Origin of the sequence: Gilliamella sp. wkB308, assembly GCF_001690185.1 — a bacterium.
In the GTDB taxonomy this organism is placed as follows: domain Bacteria; phylum Pseudomonadota; class Gammaproteobacteria; order Enterobacterales; family Orbaceae; genus Gilliamella; species Gilliamella apicola_I.
In genome coordinates this window covers 1-15444 of the sequence record NZ_LZGN01000045.1, presented here as the reverse complement: position 1 = coordinate 15444, position 15444 = coordinate 1, and the positions used below count along the sequence as shown (strand labels likewise).

Genomic DNA, 15444 nt, shown 5'->3' with positions numbered 1-15444 from the left:
ATCCATGGCTGTTCAACAGAATCGTAAAACTCGTGCAAAACGTGGTATGCGTCGTTCACATGATGCATTAACTGTTGCTAATATCTCAGTTGATGAATCAGGTAAAACACATTTACGTCACCACGTAACCGCTGATGGTTATTATCGTGGTCGTAAAGTGATTTCTAAATAATTACTGCGAATTTAGAAATCCTCAGGTGACATTTTGGATAATCTAACCATCGCGTTAGATGCTATGAGCGGGGACTTCGGTCCTCGTATTGTTGTTCCTGCTGCAATACAAGCATTAAATCGTTATCCAAATCTTTCTATCTTTCTGGTAGGTAATCTAACAGAAATAAGCTCCTTTTTGTCTAAAGAAAATACCAAACTTATTGCACAGTATCAAAACGATGGTCGATTGGTATTGATAGAATCAACCACTGTGATTACGAATGACATGAAGCCCTCTTACGCAATTCGTCATAGTCAAGGCTCTTCAATGAGAATCGCATTGGAACTTGTCAAAGATAACTCTGCTCAGGCATGTGTTAGCGCGGGTAATACGGGCGCTTTGATGGGGTTATCTAAATTATTATTACATTCTCTAACCGGTATTGACCGCCCCGCTCTGGTTGCGACTATACCAGCATTAAATAATCATGATACAGTCGTTTTGGATCTTGGCGCTAATGCTGAATGTGATAGTGATATGTTAGTACAATTTGCGATAATGGGTGAGATTCTTGCCAAAACCGTACTTAAGATCGAAACTCCACGAGTTGCGTTACTTAACATCGGTGAAGAGGATATCAAAGGATTAGATAAAATTCGTGCAGCAGCGACAGTTTTAAAATCGAATGAACAAATTAATTATATCGGTTATTTAGAAGGCAATGATCTTTTAACTGGTAAAACCGATGTATTAGTCTGTGATGGATTTGTGGGTAATGTAACATTAAAAACGGTAGAAGGCTTAATCAAAATTTTTATGTCTTCGCTCAAATTATCCTTAAATCATAATTCATTTTTAATGAAATTAATGAGCAAATGGATACAAAGAAAGATTGCAAAAAATTTTTGTTATTTGGATCCTGGGCGATATAATGGAGCCTGTTTACTTGGACTTCAAAGTATTGTGATTAAAAGTCACGGTAGTGCCAATCAAAAATCTTTTTTTGCAGCAATAGAACAAGCTATTTTGGCTATCCAAACAAATATACCAGAGAAGATTGCAACCAGTCTTTCTTCCGCACTACCTAAGAGCGAATAATTAGATGTATACAAAGATATTAGGAACAGGAAGTTATCTTCCAAAACAGATACGAACCAACGCGGATCTTGAAAAAATGGTTGATACTAGTGATGAATGGATTACGACACGCACTGGCATCAAAGAAAGGCGTATTGCCGCTCCTGACGAAACTGTAACAACAATGGCCTATGAAGCGGCAATTAATGCTATTGACATGGCTGGTATCGATAAAAATGATATCGGTTTGATCATTGTTGCAACAGCAACCTCAGTGAATGCTTTTCCAAGTTCTGCAACTGAACTACAAGCTAAACTTGAAATAGGGGATGTGATTGCCTTTGATGTTTCGGCTGCATGTTCAGGATTTGTTTATGCGTTAGATATTGCGGATAAATATGTAAAAAGTGGTGCGATCAAATATGCTTTAGTTGTGGGATCTGACATGTTAACACGTGGTGTTGATCCAGATGACCGCGGCACTATTATTATTTTTGGTGATGGAGCAGGTGCTGTTGTTGTAGGCGCATCTGAAGAGCCTGGTATTATTGCTTCACATCTACATGCCGATGGACGTTATGGTGATCTATTAAAATATCCCTATGTCGATCGCCGTGATATGAATGATCCTGTTTATATGACGATGCATGGTAATGAAGTGTTTAAAATAGCAGTTAAAGAACTCTCAAATTTAGTTGATGAGCTTTTAACTGAAAATGCTTTTAATAAAGCCGATTTAGATTGGTTAGTGCCTCACCAAGCAAATTTAAGAATTATTTCAGCGACAGCTAAACGTTTAGATATGGATATGAGTAAAGTCATTGTAACATTAGATAAACAAGGAAACACTTCTGCTGCATCGGTACCTTGTGCATTAGATGCAGGTGTCCGAGATGGACGCATCCAACGTGGCCAATTAATTCTATTAGAGGCTTTTGGTGGCGGTTTTGTATGGGGCTCTGCGCTCGTTAGATTTTAACTAATCAATTATTTTAAGTAATCAAGGATTTTAAAATGACCAAATTTGCAATGGTATTTCCAGGACAAGGTTCACAAGCAGTAGGTATGCTAAAAGATCTTGCTGATAATTATCCAATTGTGAAATCAACTTTTGATGAAGCTTCACAGGTATTAGGTTATGACTTATGGACACTAGTACAAGACGGTCCAGTAGAAGAATTAAATAAAACTTGGCAAACACAACCAGCGTTACTTGCTGCATCTGTAGCAATTTATCGGGTATGGCAGAGTGTAAATGGTGCACAACCAGAATTTATGGCAGGTCATAGTTTAGGTGAATATTCGGCATTAGTTTGTGCAGGTGTTATTGATTTTAAAGATGCTATCAAATTAGTTGAATTACGTGGACAACTTATGCAAGAAGCCGTACCAACAGGTACAGGAGCCATGTATGCAATCATCGGGCTCGATAATGAGTCAATTCGTGAAGCATGTGAACAAGCCGCTCAAGGTCAAGTTGTTGCACCAGTTAATTTCAATTCTCCGGGTCAAGTTGTTATTGCTGGTAATAAAGAAGCGGTTGAACGTGCTGGTGCTTTATGTAAAGAAGCGGGTGCGAAACGCGCATTACCTCTTGCTGTCAGTGTTCCCTCGCATTGTGCATTAATGAAACCGGCAGCAGATAAATTAGCAATAGCGTTAGAAAACATTACTTTTAATACGCCAAAATTCGCGGTAATTAATAATGTTGATGTTAAAGTTGAATCATCTGCAGATCAAATTAAAGCAGCACTTATTACTCAGCTTTATAGTCCTGTTCGATGGACTGAAACAGTTGAAGAAATGGCAAAACAAGGTATAACACTTTTAGTTGAAATGGGACCAGGTAAAGTATTAACGGGATTGACTAAACGTATTGTTGATTCATTGTCTGCTTGTGCAGTTAATGATAAAGCTTCATTAGATGTTGCGTTAGAAAATACTAAATAAAAATTTAAAAGAGGTAGTTATGAACCTATCAGGAAAAATTGCTTTAGTTACAGGTGCCAGCCGCGGAATAGGTAAAGCAATTGCAGAAAAATTAGTTGCATGTGGTGCAACAGTTATTGGTACAGCAACAACAGAAAAAGGTGCTGAAGCAATAAGCCAATATTTAGGCTCACACGGTAAAGGTTATGCTTTGAATGTGACAGATGAAGCATCAATTGAATCGGTTATTGGTGCAATTAAAACGGAATTTGGTGATATCGATATTTTGGTTAATAATGCAGGTATTACCCGTGATAATTTATTAATGAGAATGAAAGAAGATGAATGGCAAGATATTTTGAATACCAATTTAACTTCTGTGTTTCGTCTCTCAAAAGCCTTAATGCGAACTATGATGAAAAAACGTTATGGCAGAATTATTACTATCGGTTCAGTTGTGGGAACGATGGGTAACGCCGGTCAAGCAAATTATGCGGCAGCAAAAGCAGGTTTAATTGGTTTTAGTAAATCATTAGCTCGTGAAGTCGCATCACGAGGAATTACAGTCAATGTTGTTGCGCCAGGCTTTATCGCAACAAATATGACAGAAGCACTTACTGATGAACAGAAAGCGTTAACATTAGCACAAGTCCCTACAGGACGTTTAGGTGAACCCGCTGAAATTGCAAGTGCTGTGGCATTTTTGGCATCTGATGAAGCTTCTTACATCACAGGTGAAACTTTGCATGTCAATGGTGGCATGTATATGGTGTAATTGATTGGAATAGTGTAAAATAAGTTAATATTTTGACGATTCGAACAAAAATTAAGCAATTGGGTTGAAAAATGATTTGCATCTTTTTCAACATTTTATAAACTTACATTCACCGCCACTTTCGGCGATTTTTATAGGAAAAAAAAGAGTATGAGCACTATTGAAGAGCGAGTTAAAAGTATTATTGTTGAGCAACTTGGTGTGAAAGAAGACGAAGTGAAAAATGAATCTTCTTTTGTAGAAGATCTTGGCGCTGACTCTCTTGATACTGTTGAACTAGTTATGGCTTTAGAAGAAGAATTCGATACAGAAATTCCTGACGAAGAAGCTGAAAAAATCACAACTGTTCAATCAGCAATTGATTATATTACTGCAAATCAATAATTTTAGCTGAGTTTTCATAATAGGCGGTCAACTGATCGCCTAGTTTATATTTATGTCTTTAACTTGTTGAAGTATATCAACTTGATATTTATTATTAGAAAACTCAAAGTAAAAATTTCATTGATTCAAATTTCATCTTAATCCTTTTCTGGAGGACAATGTGTCTAAACGCAGAGTTGTTGTTACTGGAATGGGCATGATATCTCCAGTTGGTAATACAGTTGAATCCACTTGGCAAGCTTTATTAGCAGGTCAAAGTGGTGTTGAACTCATCGAACATTTTGATACAGCCCCTTTTGCAACGCGCTTCGCAGCGATGGTTAAAAACTTTAATGGCGAAGATTATAATATTTCACGTAAAGATGCACGTAAAATGGATTATTTTATCCAATATGGCATAGCCGCTGGTATTCAAGCAATGCAAGATGCTGGCATCGAAATTACGGAAGAAAATTCAGAACGTATTGGCTGCGCGATTGGTTCAGGTATTGGTGGACTTGGATTAATTGAGGAAAATCACAGTGCGCTAATTAATGGCGGACCACGTAAAATTAGCCCGTTTTTTGTTCCATCAACCATTGTTAATATGATTGCTGGTCATTTATCCATTATTTATGGATTAAAAGGACCGAGTATTACTATAGCGACCGCTTGTTCCTCTGGCGTTCATAATATTGGGCATGCAGCAAGAATGATTGCTTATGGTGATGCAGACGGCATGCTTGCCGGTGGTGGCGAAAAAGCGAGTACACCGCTTGGTATTGGTGGTTTTGGTGCAGCACGTGCATTATCAACCAATAATGACAATCCTAAAGCGGCGAGTCGACCTTGGGATAAAGACCGTGATGGTTTTGTACTTGGCGACGGTGCAGGAATCATGTTTTTAGAAGAGTATGAACATGCTAAAAAACGTGGCGCTAAAATTTATGCTGAAGTCGTCGGTTTTGGAATGAGTGGCGATGCTTATCATATGACTTCACCTCCAGAAGATGGTAGTGGTGCAGCTTTAGCGATGAAATGTGCAATTCGTGATGCAGGTATTACACCTGAACAAGTTGGTTATATCAATGCGCATGGGACATCGACTCCTGCCGGTGATAAAGCTGAAACTCAAGCAGTAAAAAGTATTTTCAAAGAAAATTCAAGCAAAGTAATGGTCAGTTCAACAAAATCAATGATTGGTCATTTACTGGGTGCAGCTGGTGCTGTTGAATCAATCTTTACTGTACTTGCATTACGTGATCAAGCTGTACCGCCAACAATTAATTTAGATAATCCTGATGAAGGATGTGATCTCGATTATGTACCTCATACAGCTCGTCAAGTTAAGAACTTAGAGTATGCACTGTGTAACTCGTTTGGTTTCGGTGGAACTAATGGTTCAGTGTTATTCAAAAAAATCTAATTTCTTATTCTGAAATTATTCGTCGGTAATTTTTATTATCGACGAAAGCCTTCCTGAAAATTATTTTAGATGTGTTAAATCTTATCGACAAAGAGAATAAGAATATTTATTTATATAGCTTGTGTTATAATCTGATATAAATTTTAAGGCATTATCATTACTGGAAATTATGGCAGAACCTCAATTTATTCATCTCCATTTGCATAGCGATTTCTCTATGGTTGACGGAATTGCGAAAGTAGGCACATTAGTAAATGAGGTGAGCAAGTTACAGATGCCAGCCTTTGCGATTACTGATTTTACTAATCTATGTGGTCTTGTAAAATTTTATGGTACAGCCATGTCAAAAGGTATTAAACCCATTATTGGCGCTGATCTTGCTATAAAAAATCCACAAATGCCAGATGATATTTTTCGCTTAACTTTACTTGCAGCCAATAATGATGGATATAAAAATCTTACCTTATTAATTTCCAAAGCTTATGAAAGAGGTTACATCGGTGATATTCCGGTTGTTGATCAAGAATGGTTAACAGAGTACCGCTCAGGATTGATTGTTCTAGCTGGTCGTGAGAGTGATGTTGGTATCGGTATTATCCGTAATAATCAAGCAATAATTGACAGTGCTATCCAATTTTATTGTGAAAACTTTAAAGACCACTTTTATTTTGAATTAGTACGCACAAAGCGTGCTAATGAAGAACTTTTTATTCATAGTGCAGTTAAACTTGCAGAACAATATGCATTACCTGTTGTGGCAACTAATGATGTAAGATTTTTAGTTCCTTCTGATTTTGAAGCTCACGAAATTCGGGTTGCCATTCACGACGGTAACACCCTTGAAGATCCTAATAGACCCAAACACTACTCAGCTGAACAATATTTACGTTCAGAACAAGAAATGTGTGAACTGTTTTCTGACATTCCAGAAGCATTAGAAAATAGTGTTGAAATTGCTAAACGTTGTAATGTGTCGATTCGATTAGGGGAGTATTTTTTACCTAAGTTCCCAACTGGGAATATGTCTACTGAAGATTTTTTAGTTCACAAATCACGTGAAGGTTTGGAAGAAAGATTAGAACTTTTATTTCCTGACCCTAACGTTAGACAACAAAAACGACCAGAATATGATGAACGTTTAGAAACCGAATTAAACGTAATCAACCAAATGGGGTTTCCTGGCTATTTCCTCATCGTTATGGAATTTATTCAATGGTCTAAAGATAATGATATTCCTGTCGGTCCTGGTCGTGGTTCAGGGGCTGGTTCTCTGGTTGCTTATGCACTGAAAATAACAGATTTAGATCCGTTAGCCTTTGATTTACTTTTTGAACGTTTTTTAAATCCTGAACGGGTATCAATGCCAGATTTTGATGTTGATTTCTGTATGGAAAAACGTGACTTAGTGATTGATCATGTTGCTGACATGTATGGTCGAGATGCGGTTTCACAAATTATTACATTTGGTACAATGGCTGCTAAAGCCGTTATACGCGATGTGGGACGAGTGCTGGGACACCCTTATGGCTTTGTTGATCGTATCGCAAAGCTTATACCTCTTGACCCCGGAATGACCCTTGCAAAAGCGTTTGAACTTGAGCCGCAATTGCAAGAAATTTATGACAATAATGAAGATGTCAAATCGTTAATTGATATTGCCAGACAATTAGAAGGGGTGACTCGAAACGCCGGTAAACACGCTGGTGGGGTCGTGATTTCACCAACTAAAATTACTGATTTCTCGCCGATCTATTGTGATTCTGAAGGTCATCATCCTGTTACACAATTTGATAAAAATGATGTCGAATATGCTGGACTAGTCAAATTCGACTTTTTAGGATTACGTACGTTAACCATTATTGATTGGGCAATCAAAATGATTAATGAGCGTCAGGCAAGAGAAGGTCTGGAAGCGGTTGATATCACACGCATTCCGCTTGATGATCAGAAATCGTTTGATTTACTGTTAAATGCAGAAACGACTGCTGTTTTCCAGCTTGAATCGCGTGGTATGAAAGATCTCATCAGACGTTTAAAGCCTGACTGCTTTGAAGATATGATTGCATTAGTCGCATTATTTCGACCAGGACCTCTACAATCAGGAATGGTGGATAATTTTATCGATCGTAAACATGGTCGTGAAGAAGTGTCTTATCCCGATATTAATCATCAGCACGAATCCTTGAAGCCTATATTAGAACCAACCTATGGCATTATTCTCTATCAAGAACAGGTCATGCAAATAGCACAAACGTTATCTGGTTATACCTTAGGTGGTGCGGATTTATTACGTCGAGCTATGGGTAAGAAAAAGCCAGAAGAAATGGCTAAGCAACGTTCTGTATTTAAAGAAGGCGCTGAAAAGCAAGGCGTTGATGGTGAACTGGCTATGCGAATTTTTGATTTAGTTGAAAAATTCGCAGGTTATGGATTTAATAAATCACATTCGGCTGCATATGCACTTGTTTCTTATCAAACTCTCTGGCTAAAAACACACTATCCAGCAGAGTTTATGGCGGCAGTTATGACGGCTGATATGGACAATACAGATAAAATCGTTGGTCTGGTCGATGAATGTCTACGCATGGGACTCAAAATTAATCCGCCCGATATTAACAGTGGGTTGTATCATTTTCATGTGAATGAAAAAGGTGAAATTGTTTACGGTATTGGTGCAATAAAAGGTGTGGGTGAAGGTCCGATTGAGGCGATAGTTGAAGCGCGCAATAGTGGTGGTTATTTCAAAAATATTTTTGAATTATGTGCGCGAACAGATATGAAAAAAATTAACCGTCGTGTTTTAGAAAAACTCACCATGGCCGGCGCTTTTGATAAATTAGGGCCACATCGAGCAGCAATTTTAAATAGTATCAACGACGCTATGCAAGCGGCGGATCAATATGCTAAAGCACAAGATATTGGTCAAGAGGATATGTTTGGAGTTTTAGCCGAAGAGCCAGAACAAGTTGAACATGCTTATGCCGCTGTTCCTGAATTGCCAGAACAAGTTTTGCTTGATGGTGAACGTGATACTTTAGGACTTTATTTAACTGGGCATCCGGTTACACAATACCTGAAGGAGTTAAATCGTTATGCTGGAGGCTTACGGATAAGTGAAGCTTCTCCAACTGGTTGGGGTAAAATGGCCACTTTTGCGGGTATTGTTGTTGATGCTAGAGTGCGCATTACTAAAAAAGGAAACAAAATCGGTTTATTTACGTTGGATGATCGCTCAGGTCGTATTGACGGTATGCTTTTTACTGATGCATTAGAAAAATTTGAGCATTTATTGGTTAAAGATAAAATTTTGATCGTCACCGGTCAAGTCAGCCATGATGATTTTAATGGTGGATTCAAAATGACGGTACGTGATATGGTCGACTTAAAGGATGCCCGAGCGAAGTATGTTAAAGGTTTGTCGGTGACATTAACTGACAGTGAAGCAGATAGAGCAATGTTACAGAAGTTACAACAATTATTTGAACCCTATCGACATGGTAGTGTACCTGTAAATCTTTACTATCATAGGGATGACTCGATCGTTAGAATACAATTCGGTACGACTTGGCGAGTTATTCCAGAGGATGCTTTAATTGTAGAACTCAAAACCTTGCTAGGTAATGATCGTATTGAATTTGAATTTTAGTAAATTAGTATAAAATTATTCCTATTAAGTAAAATAAAAGAATATAGCAAATCTACATTTATGGATAAAAATAAGTTGTTCTTTTTTATATCGCAGTCGATAACTGATAAATGTAGATGACTTTAATTAGTATTACATAGTAAAATTGACTTAATTTTATTTTAAGAATTAGTCTTTATACTATATTAAATAATGTATTTATTACAAATACAAAATAAATTAAGAGGCAATCATAAGCGTTATGAACAATTTTTTGGAATTTGAAAAGCCGATAGCGGAATTAGAAGCAAAAATTAATTCCTTAAAGAATATTGATTCACAACAAGTTGAATTAGATATCAATTTAGACAAAGAGATTAAACAACTAAATAAAAAAAGTCGAGAGTTAACAAAAAAAATATTTGCAAATTTATCTCCATGGGAAATTGCTCAATTAGCCAGACATCCAAATAGACCTTATACATTAGATTATATCAAAGAAATTTTTACTGATTTTGATGAGTTAGCAGGTGATCGTGCTTATGCTGATGATAAAGCAATCGTCGGTGGTATTGCTCGTATTGATGATCGACCAGTTATGGTAATTGGTCATCAAAAAGGTCGTGAAACAAAACAGAAAATATATCGTAACTTTGGTATGCCTGCACCTGAAGGTTATCGAAAAGCATTACGTTTAATGCAATTAGCTGAACGTTTTAAATTACCCATTATTACTTTTATTGATACGCCGGGAGCATATCCTGGTATTGGTGCTGAAGAGCGAGGACAAGCTGAAGCGATAGCTAGAAATTTACGAGAAATGTCTCGCCTTAACGTTCCAACTATCTGTACTGTTATTGGTGAAGGTGGATCAGGTGGTGCGCTTGCAATTGGTGTCGCGGATAAAGTCAATATGTTGCAGTATAGTACTTATTCGGTTATTTCTCCTGAAGGATGTGCATCTATTTTGTGGAAAAGTGCCGATAAAGCCCCTGTTGCTGCTGAAGCAATGAATATGACAGCTGATAAATTACTTAAATTGAATCTAATTGATTCAATAATTCCTGAACCATTAGGTGGTGCTCATCGTGATTATTTTGCGGTATCCGATTCTTTGAAAAACCAGTTAATTAATGATCTTAATGAACTTGAAGAAATGGATTTATCCGTATTGCTTGAAAGAAGATTTCAACGCCTGATGAACTATGGTTATGCAAGATAGCCTTATTGGAATACTATTATTATGGAAAAAAAGACGGGTTTAAAACGTATAATCAATGCAACAAAGTACTCTTTTAAAGGGTTTAAATCAGCGATCAAATATGAAACCGCATTTCGTCAAGAATTATTGTTGTTGATTGTGGCTTATATTGTGGTCATGTTAATTGATTTCACGATATATGAACGTATTTTATTATTAGGTTCTATTGGTGTTGTGATGATTGTTGAGCTTATCAACAGTGCCATTGAATGTGTAGTAGATAGAATCGGTAGTGAAAGACACGAATTATCGGGTCGTGCTAAGGATTATGGATCTGCAGCCGTATTTTTATCGTTATTATTAACGGTAATTTTATGGATTTACTTATTTTCCTGCCACTTTTTTCCCTAAATTATTTGTAACTCATTGACAATTTTAATGATAATAATGCGAGTGAAATACTCGCATTTTGTTCAGTTTTTTATTCAGATACTAGCTCTTTAATGGTGAAGTTGCCTGTTTTTTCTATATCCAGCGTTTCTTTTAACCATGGCATAATCGATTGCATTTGCTCATGCAGCTTCCAAGGTGGATTAATTACAATCATACCGGATGCTGTCATCCCTTTCTGATTATTGTCAGGTTTTAGAGCAAGCTCAAACTGTGAAATTCGCTTAATTCCTAAATTTACAATTCCATCAATCATTCTTTGGGTTTGTGTTCGAGATACGACAGGATACCAGATGAGATAAACTCCAGTAGCAAAACGTTTATACGCTTCATTTATCGCTGTAGGAATTTTTTGATAATCATCTTTGATCTCATATGAAGGATCAATTAATATCAGTCCTCGGCGTGATTCGGGAGGTAACTTTGATTTTAATTGTGCAAAGCCATCTTCACGTAATACTTTTGCGCGTTTATCTTTATTAAATTCTTGTCTTAACAAAGGATAATCGGTTGGATGTAATTCAGTAAGATTAAGTTTGTCTTGTTCCCGAAGTAGTTGTTTAGCAATGAGCGGTGAACCAGGATAATACTTTAAAGTATCAAACGGATTGTAGCGCTTAAGAATTGATAGATAAGTATCAAGTTGTTCTGGAAGATCGGGTTGTTGCCATAATAAATTAATCCCAGATAAATATTCTCCCGTTTTTTCAGCATGTTCACTTTTTAATAAATATCGCCCTGCACCACTGTGAGTATCCAGATATAAAAAAGGTTTATCTTTTTCCTTTAACGATTCAATACATAGTGTTAATACAATATGTTTTAAAACATCTGCATGATTACCAGCATGGTAGCTATGACGATAACTTAACATTAAAAATTTAGCCTCATTTGTTTATTATTTTGCGTGTGAAATAGATAAAGCTTAATAAAGTAGGCAAGTCATTTTCATTAATTTTCAATTAAAGTTGAATACTGATGTTATCATCAGAAATTGATAGCCATATAAACTATATTTTGCGATATCGGTGTAACCTAAATATAAGGAGAATGAGTATTATAAGTCAGAAAGGGATTTTTTCAACTTTGTAGCCTTAAAGTGTATATGGCAAAGGATTATACGTAACGTGTGCTCGTCATCTCACATTTAGGACAACATTTTCTGTTTAAGTTGTGTACCACATTTGCGACATAAATAATTGATATTATTGTGCTGAACTTTATTGTGTCTAATCTTTGTTAATTGATGCTCCTGACACTCACAATAGTATAAATAAAAGTCTCGTTTAACATCGAAATTATGAGTTGTTTTAGGAATTTTACCTAGAATATTTGACATAACATATTGCCATTCTTTGCCATGGGGCTTTACGTTGCCAAATTTTTTAAAAACAATTAGATGCGCTAACTCATGGGGCACAACTTCTTCAATAAATATATGTCCATTATCAACAAGCATCATTGTATTTAATTGAATTTCCCATCGCATTAGAAAGGCACTTCCTGCCACACTTCCTTTAGGTTTATAAATTATTTTAGGTTCGGTAAATTGCATATTTAGCAATTGATTAGCTTGCGCTAAGTGTTTTCTTAGGCAAGCTATGACTTGGTTGTGCAAATTTATGGGGATACGTTTAAAGTCCTGCTGCATCTCGTAATTGAGCCGCTTTATCTGTTTGTTCCCAAGGAAAAATATCTCGTCCAAAGTGACCATAACTTGCTGTTTTTTGGTAAATTGGTTGAATTAAATTCAGCATTTTAATCAGTCCATAAGGTCTTAAATCAAAAAATTCCTTAATTAATGCAACAATTTTATCATGCGCAATTTTTTCCGTGCCAAATGTATTGACGTAAATTGACGTTGGATTAGCAATACCAATTGCATAAGATAGTTGCAATTCACATCTATCAGCTAATCCAGCTGCAACAATATTTTTTGCAACATAACGAGCAGCATAAGCAGCCGAACGGTCAACTTTTGATGGGTCTTTACCAGAAAAAGCACCACCACCATGGCGAGCTGCTCCACCATAAGTATCCACAATTATTTTACGTCCGGTTAACCCACAATCCCCCATAGGCCCGCCAATCACAAAGCGCCCAGTTGGATTAATGAAATATTTAGTTCTGGAAGTTAACCACTCAGCAGGTAAAGTTGGTTTAATGATCTCTTCCATTACCGCTTCATGTAATGCATTTTGTTCAATATCTTCTGCATGTTGAGTGGATAAAACAATAGTATCGACACCTTTAATTAAGCCATTTTCATAAATTAATGTTACTTGGCTTTTGGCATCAGGTCTTAACCATGGAAGTATTCCTTTCTTTCTAACTTCAGCCTGACGATGCATAAGATCATGAGCATAACTGATTGCTGCTGGCATAAAGTTTGGCATTTCATTGGTTGCATAGCCAAACATTATCCCCTGATCACCTGCTCCTTGCTCTAAAGGATCTTCACGATCTACACCTTGGTTAATATCGGGTGATTGTTTTCCAATTGCATTTAAAACAGCACAAGAATTAGCATCAAATCCCATTTCTGAACTGGTATATCCAATATCACTAATTGTTTTTCGGGTTAACTCTTCTATATCTACCCATGCTGAGGTTGTAATTTCGCCACCAACAAGTGCCATACCTGTTTTTACATAGGTTTCACATGCAACACGAGCTTTAGGATCTTGCTTTAAAATAGCATCAAGTACCGCATCCGAGATTTGATCGGCAATTTTATCTGGATGGCCTTCTGAAACTGATTCAGAAGTGAATAGAAATTCTGACATTAAATACCTTCTTAAATTTATTCGTACGAATAACCTATAAATTCAAAATAGTGCTCATTTTAGCAGTTTTACCATCTAGACGTCTAGTTAAAAAAATTTTTCTAATAGTGTCTTTTCTTCAATGACGACTAATAAAATAACTTGCATTAATTTTTAATCAATTTACGATAGTTTGCGTTTTTACCTATCAATTAGCTAAACATCTACACAAATATGAAAATAAAAAATACAACTCCTACAGTGCTAGTATTTGATTCCGGTATTGGTGGTTTATCGGTATATGACGCCATTTACAAGAAGATGCCTAATCTACATTATATTTACGCATTTGATAATGAAATGTTTCCTTACGGCGATAAGTCGTCTGAATTTCTTATTGATAGGGTCACGTCAATTATTGAACATATTTCGAAACGTTATTTAATTGACATAGCTGTTATTGCATGTAATACCGCAAGTACTATCTGTTTACCGAGTTTAAGAACTAAATTTTCTTTTCCTATTGTAGGTGTTGTTCCTGCGATTAAACCAGCTTGCCAAATTACCCAAAACAAATGTATCGGACTGCTGGCAACAAAGGCAACTATTGAACGCGCTTATACAACAAATCTTATTCAAGAATTTGCAACTGACTGTACAGTTAAACTACTTGGCTTATCTGAGCTTGCATTTATTGCAGAAAATAAATTGCAAGGTATTACTGTTGATATAAATCAATTACAAACTTTACTTGCGCCGTGGCTTTCTGAACCTGTTATACCAGATACTATTGTATTAGGTTGTACTCACTATCCATTTATCAAAGAGGAGTTGCAAGTAATTTTTCCTAATGCCACATTTATTGATTCAGGAAATGCTATCGCCACTCGTGTCTATCATTTACTCAACGAACAATTTGACTTAAATGCAGAAAACGAGAGTGCTAAGGAAAATATTGTAATGAGTACCAACTATAACCAATATGTTGAAAAATTAACTGAAAAATTAGCTAAATATAAACTTAATAAATATCAATGCATTAATATTTAGCGTGCTTAAAGCTTACTCGAACAGAGAGAAGATCTGCTTTTTTTGCTTGTAAAAAAAAATGAAGTGCCTATAATGCGCATCCACTGACACGGCGTCAGCGAAAGCAGGCGGTACAAGAGGTTAGTGAGCAGGATCAAAAATTTTGAAAAAAGATCTTGACGAATAAAAAGGTGTAGCGTAGTATACGCAGCCCTTGAGACAGTAAAAGCGAAAGCAAAAAAATACTGTCAGCTCTTTAAAAAGAAGAAACAGACAATCTGTGTGGGCACTTGCGAGACGAAAGAATAAAGTCTACGGACTCAAAAATTAAGTCTTGATAAGTGACACTGAAGATTCATTTGAATATGTCAGAGACAGTTATTGAGCATCAAACTTTAAATTGAAGAGTTTGATCATGGCTCAGATTGAACGCTGGCGGCAGGCTTAACACATGCAAGTCGAACGGTAACATGAGTGCTTGCACTTGATGACGAGTGGCGGACGGGTGAGTAAGGTATGGGGATCTGCCAAATGGAGGGGGACAACAGTTGGAAACGACTGCTAATACCGCATAAAGTTGAGAGACCAAAGTACGGTTCCGCAAGGACGTGCGCCATTTGATGAACCCATATGGGATTAGCTAGTTGGTG

Annotated in this window: 14 protein-coding genes and 1 rRNA gene; 12 read left to right on the top strand and 3 right to left on the bottom strand. The window is 36.6% G+C overall.

Features of this window, described 5'->3' with window-relative positions:
* Nucleotides 1-4 precede the first annotated feature (4 nt).
* The 10 genes from rpmF (at nucleotide 5) to A9G10_RS11940 (ending at nucleotide 10961) form a co-directional block, all read left to right on the top strand.
* Entirely contained in the window at nucleotides 5-172 is a 168-nt protein-coding gene (gene rpmF / locus A9G10_RS11985) for a 50S ribosomal protein L32 (protein ID WP_025316508.1), read from the top strand.
* Nucleotides 173-205: 33 nt separating this feature from the next.
* Nucleotides 206-1252: a phosphate acyltransferase PlsX gene (gene plsX, locus A9G10_RS11980; RefSeq protein ID WP_065559740.1), complete on the top strand. Its 1047-nt coding sequence runs from the start codon at nucleotides 206-208 to the stop codon at nucleotides 1250-1252.
* A 4-nt stretch (nucleotides 1253-1256) separates the two neighbouring features.
* Nucleotides 1257-2210, top strand: a complete 954-nt coding sequence (locus tag A9G10_RS11975; protein ID WP_065559739.1) for a beta-ketoacyl-ACP synthase III — start codon at nucleotides 1257-1259, stop codon at nucleotides 2208-2210.
* Between the two features lie 35 nt (nucleotides 2211-2245).
* Nucleotides 2246-3181 carry an ACP S-malonyltransferase gene (fabD, locus tag A9G10_RS11970; protein ID WP_065559738.1) on the top strand — a complete coding sequence of 312 codons (936 nt, stop codon included), beginning with the start codon at nucleotides 2246-2248 and terminating at the stop codon, nucleotides 3179-3181.
* Nucleotides 3182-3200: 19 nt separating this feature from the next.
* Nucleotides 3201-3935, top strand: a complete 735-nt coding sequence (gene fabG / locus A9G10_RS11965) for a 3-oxoacyl-ACP reductase FabG (protein WP_065559737.1) — start codon at nucleotides 3201-3203, stop codon at nucleotides 3933-3935.
* Between the two features lie 150 nt (nucleotides 3936-4085).
* Nucleotides 4086-4319, top strand: a complete 234-nt coding sequence (gene acpP / locus A9G10_RS11960) for an acyl carrier protein (RefSeq protein ID WP_065559736.1) — start codon at nucleotides 4086-4088, stop codon at nucleotides 4317-4319.
* A 160-nt stretch (nucleotides 4320-4479) separates the two neighbouring features.
* Nucleotides 4480-5724, top strand: coding sequence for a beta-ketoacyl-ACP synthase II (fabF, locus tag A9G10_RS11955; protein ID WP_065559735.1), 1245 nt, complete (start codon nucleotides 4480-4482; stop codon nucleotides 5722-5724).
* Between the two features lie 169 nt (nucleotides 5725-5893).
* The gene (gene dnaE / locus A9G10_RS11950) at nucleotides 5894-9370 is read left to right on the top strand and encodes a DNA polymerase III subunit alpha (protein ID WP_065559734.1); all 3477 of its coding nucleotides are present in this window, start codon (nucleotides 5894-5896) and stop codon (nucleotides 9368-9370) included.
* A 241-nt stretch (nucleotides 9371-9611) separates the two neighbouring features.
* Complete coding sequence (gene accA / locus A9G10_RS11945; RefSeq protein ID WP_065559733.1) at nucleotides 9612-10571, top strand: acetyl-CoA carboxylase carboxyl transferase subunit alpha; 960 nt, start codon at nucleotides 9612-9614, stop codon at nucleotides 10569-10571.
* Nucleotides 10572-10592: 21 nt separating this feature from the next.
* Complete coding sequence (locus A9G10_RS11940; RefSeq protein WP_065559732.1) at nucleotides 10593-10961, top strand: diacylglycerol kinase; 369 nt, start codon at nucleotides 10593-10595, stop codon at nucleotides 10959-10961.
* A 70-nt stretch (nucleotides 10962-11031) separates the two neighbouring features.
* Here A9G10_RS11940 and A9G10_RS11935 read toward each other — a convergent pair whose 3' ends face one another.
* The 3 genes from A9G10_RS11935 to metK form a co-directional block, all read right to left on the bottom strand.
* A complete protein-coding gene (locus A9G10_RS11935) occupies nucleotides 11032-11874 on the bottom strand; it encodes a 23S rRNA (adenine(2030)-N(6))-methyltransferase RlmJ (protein ID WP_065559731.1) in 843 nt (280 codons plus the stop codon).
* A 273-nt stretch (nucleotides 11875-12147) separates the two neighbouring features.
* Nucleotides 12148-12651, bottom strand: coding sequence for a SprT family zinc-dependent metalloprotease (locus A9G10_RS11930; RefSeq protein WP_065559730.1), 504 nt, complete (start codon nucleotides 12649-12651; stop codon nucleotides 12148-12150).
* Nucleotides 12635-13786 (bottom strand): methionine adenosyltransferase, encoded by a 1152-nt coding sequence (gene metK / locus A9G10_RS11925; protein WP_065559729.1) that lies wholly within the window; start codon nucleotides 13784-13786, stop codon nucleotides 12635-12637. Before metK ends, A9G10_RS11930 begins: the two co-directional genes overlap by 17 nt.
* A 213-nt stretch (nucleotides 13787-13999) precedes the next feature.
* Between metK and murI the strand changes: the two genes are divergently transcribed.
* Complete coding sequence (gene murI / locus A9G10_RS11920; RefSeq protein WP_065559728.1) at nucleotides 14000-14815, top strand: glutamate racemase; 816 nt, start codon at nucleotides 14000-14002, stop codon at nucleotides 14813-14815.
* 376 nt (nucleotides 14816-15191) lie between these two features.
* Nucleotides 15192-15444 (top strand): 16S ribosomal RNA (locus tag A9G10_RS11915); the annotation flags it as partial.

Bases quoted from the DNA above. Each gene is read 5' to 3' on its own strand.
- rpmF (WP_025316508.1), top strand. From the start codon at position 5: ATGGCTGTTCAACAGAATCGTAAAACTCGTGCAAAACGTGGTATGCGT.
- A9G10_RS11975 (WP_065559739.1), top strand. From the start codon at position 1,257: ATGTATACAAAGATATTAGGAACAGGAAGTTATCTTCCAAAACAGATA.
- fabD (WP_065559738.1), top strand. From the start codon at position 2,246: ATGACCAAATTTGCAATGGTATTTCCAGGACAAGGTTCACAAGCAGTA.
- fabG (WP_065559737.1), top strand. From the start codon at position 3,201: ATGAACCTATCAGGAAAAATTGCTTTAGTTACAGGTGCCAGCCGCGGA.
- acpP (WP_065559736.1), top strand. From the start codon at position 4,086: ATGAGCACTATTGAAGAGCGAGTTAAAAGTATTATTGTTGAGCAACTT.
- dnaE (WP_065559734.1), top strand. From the start codon at position 5,894: ATGGCAGAACCTCAATTTATTCATCTCCATTTGCATAGCGATTTCTCT.
- accA (WP_065559733.1), top strand. From the start codon at position 9,612: ATGAACAATTTTTTGGAATTTGAAAAGCCGATAGCGGAATTAGAAGCA.
- A9G10_RS11940 (WP_065559732.1), top strand. From the start codon at position 10,593: ATGGAAAAAAAGACGGGTTTAAAACGTATAATCAATGCAACAAAGTAC.
- A9G10_RS11935 (WP_065559731.1), bottom strand. From the start codon at position 11,874: ATGTTAAGTTATCGTCATAGCTACCATGCTGGTAATCATGCAGATGTT.
- A9G10_RS11930 (WP_065559730.1), bottom strand. From the start codon at position 12,651: ATGCAGCAGGACTTTAAACGTATCCCCATAAATTTGCACAACCAAGTC.
- metK (WP_065559729.1), bottom strand. From the start codon at position 13,786: ATGTCAGAATTTCTATTCACTTCTGAATCAGTTTCAGAAGGCCATCCA.
- murI (WP_065559728.1), top strand. From the start codon at position 14,000: ATGAAAATAAAAAATACAACTCCTACAGTGCTAGTATTTGATTCCGGT.